This is a genomic window from Pseudoalteromonas sp. N1230-9, assembly GCF_032716425.1.
Classification (GTDB): Bacteria; Pseudomonadota; Gammaproteobacteria; order Enterobacterales; family Alteromonadaceae; genus Pseudoalteromonas.
Map to the genome: position 1 here is coordinate 1,910,142 of NZ_CP090419.1, position 11,745 is coordinate 1,921,886.

Annotated in this window: 11 protein-coding genes; 3 read left to right on the forward strand and 8 right to left on the reverse strand. The window is 40.2% G+C overall.

The window, feature by feature from the left end; genetic code table 11:
• Positions 1 to 10: 10 nt before the first annotated feature.
• From rplT to thrS, 4 genes are all read right to left on the reverse strand, one after another.
• Complete coding sequence (gene rplT / locus LY624_RS08920; protein ID WP_062569157.1) at positions 11 to 370, reverse strand: 50S ribosomal protein L20; 360 nt, start codon at positions 368 to 370, stop codon at positions 11 to 13.
• Between the two features lie 15 nt (positions 371 to 385).
• A complete protein-coding gene (gene rpmI, locus LY624_RS08925; RefSeq protein ID WP_054554888.1) occupies positions 386 to 586 on the reverse strand; it encodes a 50S ribosomal protein L35 in 201 nt (66 codons plus the stop codon).
• Positions 587 to 798: 212 nt separating this feature from the next.
• Positions 799 to 1,359, reverse strand: a complete 561-nt coding sequence (gene infC / locus LY624_RS08930) for a translation initiation factor IF-3 (RefSeq protein ID WP_083515308.1) — start codon at positions 1,357 to 1,359, stop codon at positions 799 to 801.
• A 57-nt stretch (positions 1,360 to 1,416) separates the two neighbouring features.
• On the reverse strand, positions 1,417 to 3,327 hold the full coding sequence (gene thrS / locus LY624_RS08935) for a threonine--tRNA ligase (protein WP_130149947.1): 1,911 nt from the start codon (positions 3,325 to 3,327) through the stop codon (positions 1,417 to 1,419).
• 255 nt (positions 3,328 to 3,582) lie between these two features.
• On the opposite strand from thrS, the gene LY624_RS08940 reads away from it, so the two are divergent.
• The 3 genes from LY624_RS08940 (at position 3,583) to LY624_RS08950 (ending at position 7,065) form a co-directional block, all read left to right on the forward strand.
• On the forward strand, positions 3,583 to 4,599 hold the full coding sequence (locus LY624_RS08940; protein WP_341802807.1) for an endonuclease/exonuclease/phosphatase family protein: 1,017 nt from the start codon (positions 3,583 to 3,585) through the stop codon (positions 4,597 to 4,599).
• A 64-nt stretch (positions 4,600 to 4,663) separates the two neighbouring features.
• On the forward strand, positions 4,664 to 5,110 hold the full coding sequence (locus LY624_RS08945; RefSeq protein WP_130149949.1) for a DUF3010 family protein: 447 nt from the start codon (positions 4,664 to 4,666) through the stop codon (positions 5,108 to 5,110).
• Between the two features lie 239 nt (positions 5,111 to 5,349).
• A complete protein-coding gene (locus tag LY624_RS08950) occupies positions 5,350 to 7,065 on the forward strand; it encodes an AMP-binding protein (protein ID WP_341802808.1) in 1,716 nt (571 codons plus the stop codon).
• 54 nt (positions 7,066 to 7,119) lie between these two features.
• On the opposite strand, the gene LY624_RS08955 is transcribed toward LY624_RS08950, so the two are convergent.
• The 4 genes from LY624_RS08955 to LY624_RS08970 all read right to left on the reverse strand — a co-directional run bounded on the left by LY624_RS08955 (position 7,120) and on the right by LY624_RS08970 (position 11,674).
• Positions 7,120 to 7,473, reverse strand: coding sequence for a DUF1428 domain-containing protein (locus tag LY624_RS08955; protein WP_237118502.1), 354 nt, complete (start codon positions 7,471 to 7,473; stop codon positions 7,120 to 7,122).
• A 105-nt stretch (positions 7,474 to 7,578) separates the two neighbouring features.
• Positions 7,579 to 8,931, reverse strand: coding sequence for an NADP-specific glutamate dehydrogenase (gene gdhA, locus LY624_RS08960; protein WP_341802809.1), 1,353 nt, complete (start codon positions 8,929 to 8,931; stop codon positions 7,579 to 7,581).
• Positions 8,932 to 9,008: 77 nt separating this feature from the next.
• A complete protein-coding gene (locus tag LY624_RS08965) occupies positions 9,009 to 9,482 on the reverse strand; it encodes a hypothetical protein (protein WP_341802810.1) in 474 nt (157 codons plus the stop codon).
• Between the two features lie 2 nt (positions 9,483 to 9,484).
• Entirely contained in the window at positions 9,485 to 11,674 is a 2,190-nt protein-coding gene (locus LY624_RS08970; RefSeq protein WP_341802811.1) for an LruC domain-containing protein, read from the reverse strand.
• Positions 11,675 to 11,745 lie beyond the last annotated feature (71 nt).

Sequence of the window (11,745 nt, forward strand, 5' to 3'; positions counted from 1 at the left end):
GAAAAGCGAATTAAGCCGCTAGGCCTTCTTTTGCTTTTTCAACAAGTGCTGCAAATGCAACTTGGTCATAAACTGCGATATCTGCAAGGATCTTACGATCGATTTCTACAGAAGTCTTTTTAAGACCATTGATAAAACGGCTGTATGAAAGACCGTTTTGACGAGCTGCTGCATTGATACGTGCAATCCAAAGTTGACGGAAAGTACGTTTCTTAGCACGACGGTCACGGTAAGCGTATTGACCCGCTTTAGTAACTGCCTGGAAAGCTACGCGGTAAACACGTGAACGTGCTCCGTAGTAACCTTTAGCTTGCTTTAAAACTTTTTTGTGACGTGCACGTGCGATAACACCGCGTTTAACTCTTGCCATTTCTGAAGACTCCTATTAAGCGAATGGTAACATACGTGAAACTAGACCATGGTCATTCTTATGAACCATCATCTTAGGACGTAAGTGTAATTTACGCTTAGAAGTTTTCTTAGTCAGAATGTGACGAAGATGCGCTTGTTTACGCTTGAAACCGCCAGAAGCAGTCTTTTTGAAACGCTTAGCAGCGCCTCTGTGAGTTTTTAGCTTATAAGCCATTGCAATAACTCCAAATGTATTGCTTTACGATTAGGCAAGCAGGCGAGAGGTAAATAAATAACTCTACTTTATAAGGCCAAACTTACCGCCAATGTCCGGTGAAAACTCAGTCAATATAACTGCAATTTTACTTTAAACCGGTTATTTCAGGTGAACAGCAAGCTGTTACTTGGAGACCTGAAATAAATTCGGTGCGCATTATCGCTTGTTTATTACTTTTTAGCAATAGGGGCCATCATCATTACCATTTGACGACCTTCAACACGATTTGGGAAAGACTCAACTTGTGATACATCTTCCAAATCAGCTTTAACACGATTTAATAATTCAATACCAATTTCTTGGTGAGCCATTTCACGACCACGGAAACGAATAGTAATTTTAGCTTTATCACCCGCTTCTAAGAACTTACGCAAGTTGCGAAGCTTAACCTGGTAGTCACCTTCATCCGTACCTGGACGGAATTTGATTTCTTTAACCTGGATCTGCTTTTGCTTTTTCTTTTGTTCTTTTAGTTCTTTGCTTTTTTCAAAGATGAACTTTCCGTAGTCCATAACCTTACATACAGGTGGCTCTGCATTAGGACTAATTTCTACAAGATCTACACCCGCATCATCTGCCATAGCTTGCGCTTCTTTTAATGACACGATGCCAGCTTGCTCGCCGTCAATGTCAATTAAACGAACTTCTTTAGCTGTAATATCTTCGTTGATACGATTTTTTTGAGCTGTTTGTTGCCCTTTCTTGCCGCCTCTAATGGTACGATCCTCCAAGAATATAAAATAAAAAGCGTGTAGTTGGCTGTTTGTTATGCCCTACACGCTCATGATTTATTGTCGATTTTTTATTTCGTCGCTAATTTTAGCTACAAAATCATCAACATTAAATTTGCCTAGGTCTTCACCTGTGCGAGTGCGTACTGCCACTTCTTGTTGTTCAACTTCTTTGTCGCCAACAACAAGTAAATATGGAATACGTTTTAACGTATGTTCACGGATTTTAAAGCCAATCTTCTCATTTCTCAAGTCAGCAGCGGCTCTAATTCCAAGTTTATTTAATTTTTGTACAATTTCTTGAACATAATCAGCTTGTTTATCTGTGATATTCATGATCACAACTTGCTTAGGAGCAAGCCATGTCGGGAACAAGCCTGCGTATTCTTCAGTTAAAATACCAATGAAACGCTCGATTGAACCTAATATAGCACGGTGGATCATAACGGGTGTGCGACGTTCGTTGTTTTCAGCAACATAAGTTGCACCTAAACGACCCGGTAATGCAAAATCAAGCTGCACTGTACCACATTGCCATGCACGGTCTAAACAGTCATACAATGTAAATTCAATTTTAGGACCATAGAACGCACCTTCACCCGGTAGATAATCAAACTCAATGTCGTTTGCTTTTAATGCATCAGCTAGCGCAAGCTCAGCTTTATCCCACATTTCGTCTTCACCGATACGTTTTTCTGGGCGAGTAGATAGTTTTACTACAATCTTCTCAAAACCAAACGTTTCGTATGTGTCGTAAACCATTTTGATACATGCCGATACCTCATCCATGATTTGCTCTTCAGTACAGAAAATATGCGCATCATCTTGAGTAAAGCCACGTACACGCATTAAGCCGTGCAATGCACCTGATGGTTCGTTACGGTGACAGCAACCGAATTCAGCCATACGTAATGGCAGATCACGGTATGATTTTAAACCTTGGTTAAAGATTTGTACGTGACCTGGGCAGTTCATTGGTTTAATGGCATATTCACGTTTTTCAGATTCAGTTGTGAACATGGCATCTGCGTATTTATCCCAGTGACCTGATTTTTCCCATAAACCACGGTCCATCATTAATGGACCTTTCACTTCTTCGTAATCATACTCACGTAGTTTTTCACGAACAAAGTCTTCTAGTTCACGGTAAATGCTCCAGCCATCATTGTGCCAAAACACCATGCCAGGCGCTTCTTCTTGCCAGTGCCAAAGGTCAAGTGCTTTACCAATACGACGGTGATCACGTTTTTCAGCTTCTTCTAAACGTTTTAAATACGCTTTAAGTTGCTTTTTATCTGCCCATGCCGTGCCATAAATACGCTGTAGCATTTTATTTTCTGAATCACCACGCCAATATGCACCCGCCACTTTCATTATTTTGAAGTGTTGGCAGAATTTCATATTTGGTACGTGTGGGCCACGACACATATCCACATATTCTTCGTGATGGTATAAACCTGGACGGTCATCTTTTGCGATATTCTCGTCTAAGATTTCCATTTTATATGTTTCACCGCGTGCTTCAAAAGTATCACGCGCTTCTTGCCAGCTGACGGTCTTTTTAACCACATCGTAATTTGTTTTAGCAAGCTCAAGCATACGCTTTTCAATTGCATCTAAATCGTCTTGGCTTAAAGAATGCTCCATATCGATATCGTAATAGAAACCGTTATCGATGGTCGGACCGATTGCCATTTTCGCTTCAGGGAAAAGTTGCTTAACTGCATGACCAATAAGGTGCGCACATGAGTGACGAATGATCTCTAAACCGTCGTCGTCTTTTGCTGTGATGATTTCTAAGCGTGCGTCATCGGTAATTAAATCACATGCATCAACACGCGAGCCATTAACACGGCCTGCAATGGTTGCCTTGGCAAGACCAGGACCGATATCACTTGCTACATCATAGGTACTTACTGGGTTTTCGAAACTACGCTGACTACCGTCAGGGAGGGTAATAACTGGCATTATAAATCCTTACTACAGTGGTGATGCCTACAATGCATCACATGTATTTTTTTAAAAATTAATTTGTAAACTCTGCAACGCTTTTACGAATAAGCATTGCCATTTAGTGCCTATTTAGGCTCATATTCACTGAGTCTTCGCAAACATGAACAACCATTGTCGCCGCTAGTGAATTCAAATACAAGTAGTTAGAAGACTAAATTGACAATTACTTATCCCATTTCATACTTAGTGAAGATAACTTTTTGGGTAAATATGATGTCAAAACCTCGCACAGTTAAATTTGCAACGTTTAATTTGCTAAATTATACAGCCCCCCCCTATTCTTTTTATCAGCAACATGAACATTATAATAAAACCCAGTGGCGCCAAAAGCAGCAATTTATCGCCCAATTTCTAAACCAAACCCAAGCCGATATAGTCGCTTTTCAAGAGGTTTTTAGCTATCAAGCATTGGAAATACAATGTAAAGAAGCAGGTTATGACTACTTTGAAATAGTTGACACACCAAGTCACGATGCGCTGTATCCACAGGTACTTTTCAACCCCATTGTCGCCTTAGCCAGTAAGTACCCTTTAAAAAGCTGTGAACCACTAACACCCTGCCCAGAACTGCTTGAATACTTGAATAACCAAAATGAGTTCAAGTTCAATAGAACCCCTATCAAATGCTTAATCTCAATCCCTTTTTTTGGTGACATTTGTTGTTATGTTGTTCACTTTAAATCACAACGCGTGCAATCAATGGCGCATATTTTAAACATTCACAATCTCGAAGACCCATTACTTCAATTACTACATCAGACAGTGGGAACCATGCAATCGCAAATATCACGTTCCCTTGAGGCGTCTATTGTTTATTACGATGCTTTAAAGACCCAGCGTGAAAAGCAATGTGCAACTATTGTGATGGGTGATTTTAATGATGTACTTACAAGCCCAACACTGTCATTTATGACGCAAGGTTTCCATCCAACACGCTGTGAACCATGCATTGAGCAAAATGAACCTGTGGTCGGATTAACGGATGTGTATCAATTTAGTGATGAAAATAAAGCAGGTTATACTAAGCCTTACAGTCATTATTATCACCGCCGTGGTAGCGTACTTGACTATATACTTGTTTCTGCACATTTCAATCCTGAGTGTGCAATGTCAAAAGTCAGCTCTGTCTCATACTCAAGCTTTGAAGATCATTTAAATCCAGCCGAAACACTTGAAGACATAAGCGTCAGTGACCATAGTGCGATTGCAATTAAAATTCATTTTTAAAGCAACTGTTTTTCAATTCGTTACTTGCTATAATTGCGAAAATTAAGTTATTTAGAGAATGACCATGAGAACATGCGGTGTAGAAATTACCGGCAGCGACGTACTGCTGTGTATTTTAACAAAAGATAATGATGTCTTTGATATCCGTGATATAAGACAAACTCGCTTTACCTTAGCTAACGGTAACGACACTGAAGTTATGCGTAAATTTCAATTTGATTTCAGAAAACTAATGCAAGACTATCAAATTGATTCTGTAGCAATTAAAGAGCGTCAACCGAAAGGTAAATTTGCCGGTAGTGCAAAAGGTTTTAAGATGGAAACAGCTATCCAACTTATCGAAGAACTAGATGTAGAAATATTAAGCGCAACGGCAATAAAAGAGCAACTAAAACGTAACCCTCTCCCTATTGCATTTGAAGATACAGGCCTTAAAAAGTTTCAAGAAAATGCCTTTATTAATGCCTACGTTTATCTGATGCGTAAAACATACAAGCAAGGCGAAGCCTAAGCCTAAACATCATCAATACTTAAAACGTGCTTATGCACGTTTTTTTGTGTCTGTAAAAAGCCATCCTTTCCTCTGTACTTAAAAATACACTCTGTACATTAGTCTTATATTACTTTCATTTGTCGACAATCTATGCTTAGTTAAACATGTAAGCTAATGCTATAAAATATTCAACTTATTGGGTTAGCTATTTTCGCATCAAGTCCATGACAACAATTTAATAGGACACGGAGAACACAATGCAAGCAAATAACATACATGGTAACAGTCTCCCATTAACACAAAGCTATTTCCAAGGCGCTACTGACGTTCCCTTGATTGACAAAACAATAGGTCAGTACCTTGACGCTATTGTCGACAATAACCCCGACCACCCCGCTATTATTGTTAATCATCAAAACATTCGCCTGACGTACAAAGAATACCAACAGCAAATTAATCAACTCGCTATGGGGCTGCTCTCCCTTGGCGTTAAACCAGGAGACCGTGTTGGTATTTGGTCTCCTAATAATATTGAGTGGTGTTTAACGCAATTCGCAACCGCAAAAATTGGTGCCATTATGGTATGTATTAACCCTGCATATCGTCCGAGTGAATTAAAATATGCTCTTAACAGCGTTGAGTGCTCAACGCTCATTACCGCAAGTGAGTTTAAAGCGAGTAACTATATAAGTATGCTTAATGAACTTGCACCTGAGCTAAAAAGTTCACATGCAGGTGAATTAAACCTAAATGCCCTTCCACATTTAAAAAACATAATCCGTATTGGTAATGAGCCAGCTCCAGGAATGTTCAGTTTTGATGATATTATGCAACGCGCTACAGATGCTCATAAACTCGAGCTCGATGCGATAGCTGCTACATTGCATTGCGAGCAAGATATCAATATTCAATTTACATCAGGTACCACTGGTAACCCAAAAGGCGCGACCTTATCCCATAAAAACATTCTCAATAATGGCTTTTTAATGGCTGAGGCTATGAAACTAACATACCAGGATAAGCTCTGTATTCCTGTGCCTCTGTACCATTGTTTTGGTATGGTATTAGGTAATTTAGTGTGTATTAGTAAGGGCGCAACAGCAGTCTTCCCTGGTGATTCATTTGATCCTAAAACAACCCTTGAAGTAGTAGAAAAAGAACGCTGTACCGCTCTTCATGGCGTACCGACCATGTTTATAGCAGAATTAGAACACAAAGAGTTCGCTCAATATGATTTATCTAGTCTACGAACAGGCATCATGGCTGGTTCGACATGTCCTGAGCAAGTTATGCGCAAAGTTCATTCATTAATGCACATGACTGAAGTCGTGATTGGTTATGGTCAAACCGAATGTAGTCCGATTAATAATGTGACTGAAACTGACTCACCAATTGAAAAGCAAGTGAGTACTGTCGGCCGCGCTCTAGCCCACACCGAAGTAAAAATTATTGATGAACTGGGTGATATTCAACAGGTTGGCCTCCCAGGTGAAGTATGTAGTCGCGGTGCGGGTATCATGCGCTGCTATTGGAACGATAAAGAGAAAACGGATGCAACCATCGATAAGGATGGCTGGTTACACTCTGGTGATTTAGGGGTAATGGACGAAGAAGGGTTTGTTTCTATTGTTGGCCGCATTAAAGATATGATTATACGTGGCGGTGAGAACATATACCCACGAGAAATCGAGGAGGTACTTTACACCTATCCAGGTATCCAAGATGCCGCTATTTTTGGAATTAGCGATGAAAAATATGGCGAAGAAGTGTGTGCGTGGATACAACCACAAGATGATGCAGTGCTAGATGAGCATGCCATTCGCACTTTTTTAAAAGACAAGCTTGCCTATTTCAAAGTACCAAAACATATTCGCTTTGTAGATGAATACCCAATGACAGTTACGGGTAAACTGCAAAAGTTCAAAATGCGTGAGCAAATGCAGGAGTTGCTCAGTGAAAAAACATTCTCGTAATTAAGAGATAGCTAAAGCTCTGCATTACCTGAGCTTTAGCTAAAAGCACATTTTCTATTTATCTAAAATAGTCTCAAAGCCCCCATATATCATGCGCTTGCCGTCAAATGGCATGGGGTTGTTCTCAGGGCTCATTCGAGGGTCGCCCATTATGTTCTGCCAACCGTTATCACGAGCATCTTTGGATGGCCAGATCACCCAAGAAAACACCACCGTTTCATTCTCTTGAGCTTTAACAGCCATAGGAAATGAAGTTACTTCTCCATCAGGAACATCGCTTCCCCAAGCCTCGACCACCTTTAATGCACCGTGTTCTTTGAATATTTCGGCTGCTAACTCTGCATGAACTAGGTACTTTTCTTTATTTGCTGTTGGTACAGCGGCTACAAATCCATCGATAAATGACATAAGTTATCTCCTTTCGTTAACACATTAACCATAGTTAAAGAAAAGAGAAGTACATAATGATTTAATCAATAAACGCTTAAAGCTACCAAAATGGCACTTACTCAGCTATACAACGCCTTGTTTTATCATCGCTTCTGCTACGCGTTCGAAACCAGCTATATTAGCACCAAGGCTTAAGTCGTCCTCATGAGAATATTGTTTCGCTGTCGCCGAAACAGTCTCGAAGATAGTCCTCATAACTTGTTGGAGTTTTTCATCAACTTGCTCTGGTCGCCATGTTTGCATGCTAGCATTTTGTGCCATTTCAAACTGACTAGTTGCCACACCACCCGCATTTGCGGCTTTGCTAGGTCCAAGATAAACCTTATGTTTTTTAAAAACAGTAAGCGCTTCTGCTGTGCTTGGCATATTTGCACCTTCACATACTATTAAACAGCCATTCTCTACAAGTGAAGTCGCATCATTTTTAGTAATTTCATTTTGAGTTGCACAAGGTAAAGCAATATCAGCTTCATATTGCCATACTTTATGGCCATTGCTTGGGTACTGATTAACGGGTGTAAACTCTGCTTCAGCGTGCGTGTTTAGGTAGTCTCGAAGCTCAGCTCCTTGTTCGGTTTTCAAGTGTTTAACAAGCTCAACATCTAAACCATCTTTGCAGTATAAAGTCCCTTTTGAATCGCTACAGGTTAAAACGATAGCATCACACTGGCTAAGCTTATCCATCAGATGCAATGCTACATTACCCGCGCCAGATACGAGACAGCGCTTTCCTTTTAAAGAGTCATTTTTAGCATCAAGCATAGCACTTAGAAAATAAGCTATGCCATAGCCTGTCGCTTCAGCCCTTAATACAGAGCCCCCCATCAGCAAAGGCTTACCCGTGAGCACCCCTTGAAACTGATTAGTTATGCGCTTGTATTGGCCAAATAAATAGCCTATTTCTCTTGAACCTACGCCTATATCACCCGCTGGTACATCCGTTGTAGCACCAATGTGCCTATATAGCTCTGTCATGAAAGATTGGCAAAAGCGCATAATCTCGTTATCACTTTTCCCTTTCGGGTCAAAGTCTGCACCTCCTTTTGCACCGCCTAAGGGTAAACCCGTTAACGCATTCTTGAGGATCTGTTCGAAGCCTAAGAACTTAACGACTCCTAGATTTACGCTGGGATGAAAACGTAGACCTCCTTTAAAAGGCCCAAGGGTAGAGCTAAACTCAATACGATATCCCCTGTTGACGTGCACATTCCCGTTATCATCAAGCCATGGAACTCTGAAAATAATTTGCCTTTCTGGCTCAACTAATCGTTCGATAATGCCCAGTTTTTTGAAATCATTATTACCATCTACAACATGGTTAAGCGATGATAGTACTTCCTCAACAGCTTGATAAAACTCAGGTTCGTTAGGGTTAGATTCCTTTACTGTTTGCAGAATTCCTTGTAGATATTGCATGCCAACTCCTCTTTTAAGCTATTGAAATGACTAGTTACTAATTAAACTCATCCCTACAGATGATCGATCACTTACTGTTACCGAATAATAAACTCGGCACTGTGTTGGTTATCATGATGCCAATAATAACGAAGGGGCTCATTTTGTGTATCATAAAACCAAATTTCGGCCACCAGCTCTAATGAGCTATTTGCAAGCATCAAAGTAGCTGATAATTTACTTTGCTCCAATGCTGTACGTAACAAACATTGATTGTAGTCTGCTTTGCCATCTTCTCCTTTTAGACAAATATTAAGATACGCTTTGTTATCACCCATTTGCAAATCCACATTAACGCGAAGTTGCATTTTACTACTTAGGTCAAACTCAGGGGCAATGTTTAAGTCAAGCATTGTTTCAACGCCTATGCTTGTATTAGCAGGTGTTTCAGGCTGAGTAGTGACGGTAGATACTTCTGGTACAGTTGAACTGGCACTTTCAGTTGATGAGCCACTTCCGCCACCACATGCAGACAAAAATAAACTTAAAATAACTAAAGTATAATGTTTCATAACTATTCTCCACGTGAGATCACATTAGTAAGTTGTGCGTTATTAAACCAAAATGGGTTTTCACGACCAGATGATTCAGCAAACGATCTAAAACCACTGTAGGCACGTGTGATGTCTATGCCTTCTTTCGGATGTGCCCACGCAGTACCTATCTCCATAGCCCAAGGCAAGCCACTGTCTGTTTGGAAATAATATTTTTGCAAGCTATTACTGGCATCGTCAGAGCCGACTAGCGAAAATAATGCTGTATTAAATTTCTCTGTCGGCTTTTGGTTTTTAAGATGCACTTCCCAGCCACGAGGGTTTTGTCCTGCTAAGAACTCACCATGATAATAACCTTGAGCAGCAAAAATAAATGGGTCTAATGTATACTTTGGAGCCGCAGCGGTCGTGACACCGCTTTTGAGGGCTACAGATAAAGTAAACGACACTTTACTGTTTGTATCGCAGCCTGTTTCCGTTCTGAAATAACTACAACTTGACTGTTTATCTGCAACGTCCCAAGTATCTGGCATGATAATGAAGATGGCATCCTCAACATCCTCTTCTAAAATTGAATGTGATTGAGTTACTCCATCAACAGTTAACCTAATTGAACTTGTATCTATTTGACTCCGTAAGATTCGCTTGTCAACATCGCCGACTATCGTTTGATACAATCGCACTGCAAAACTATTGTGGAAATCGGCACCAATACCTACAAGCTCTCCCTCTATTTTGTAGCCAGTTGCTTGACCATCTTTATCCATCAAAGTTGTGCGATAGTTAACAACTAAATCATTAAAATCATAATCTCCTGAAAAAGGCCACTGATCTTCATAAGCAAGAGTTACCCAGCTATTCTCACTTGGATAAACTAAACTACCATAAGTAGTGATCAAGTAATCTTCTACCTCGCCCCCAGATACGCCACCGGTTGCAGTGATTGGATTTATTTCACTACCATCCGTAACTCGAAAGCGCGCCCATGTTGAGCCCCTAACAGCATCACTCGGTACATCCACAAGAATACTATTATCACCTTGATTTAATTTGTATTTATTCAACGACATTTCGTCTGAATCAAACTGAAAATTTTGGTCCCAATCGAACCACACATACAAATAGCCTTTATCGTTTGGCGACGAGACTATTATTTTACTTGTTGCGCCAAGAACAAAATCGGTAACAAATTTAACGCCATCATCTGAACTATCGACTGGTGAAGCCAATAAATCTGCTGTGGTATTGATGTTTTCACCATCAACAGACGTTCCTAAATAGACTAAATTAGATTGATCTTCGTTAGGGTCAAATAAATGTCGAGCGCCACTGGATGAAAGCGCTGTTTTATAGGGCATGGGAGCATCACCAAAGTCAATTGAGTTGTCAGTCACTTTTACTTCTGCTACAGCACAGCGCGCTCCATCGTTTTGATTTGATGTCGGCCCCAATGTAAATACAGCAGCGCTAGGTGTATATCCGCTTACTGGACTGATATTTAAATCAACTTTATGTATTTTCCCACTGCGATTATTACTGAAGTAAAACTGCCCTTGGACATCAAAGTAGCCAGCACCATTCGCTCCAGTATCGCCTGCAAGGTCTAGGTTTACTAAAAACTTAGGTACCTTAGTTACTAAATCTATTTCGTACAAATCACCATCTGACTCAACCGCATACAATAAATTGCTATGAGGATGAAACGCAAAGTCATAGATAGCTAGCCCCCAGTTAGCAGAGCCTTCAACTAATACCGCCTGATACTCTAGACCCTGCTGTGACAAATCGATAGCATAAAGACCAAACCTAGAGTTATATAAATAGTAAACAGCCTGGTTGGTGCCTTTATTGACATGAACATCACCAACATAAAAGTTAGCATCAGGTAAGCCGTTTACGTCTAAACGCTCTAAAGAATAATCATCACCAATTCGCACAACACTTTTAGGGGCTTGCTTACTAAAGCCATACATGTATTGATCTTGATAATTGAAGCCAACGGCATTCACACTCTCATTGTTGACTTCATTGATAAAATCTAGGTTAGCAGCAAGCACTTTAGTTTTTGCCGAGACAAGATCAACACCATACATTTGAGCAGGCGTACCTTGAATTAAAAAGGCTTTACTTGGGCAGTATTCAAATGGGCCAGCACTCACAAAGCAAGTCATTAGCGCAGTTGCTACGCCAATATATCTATTACTTTTCATAATAACATCCTCTTGTGAATATGTTATTACTCACTGCAGCAACCATTCCAAAACTTAACTAAATGATAATT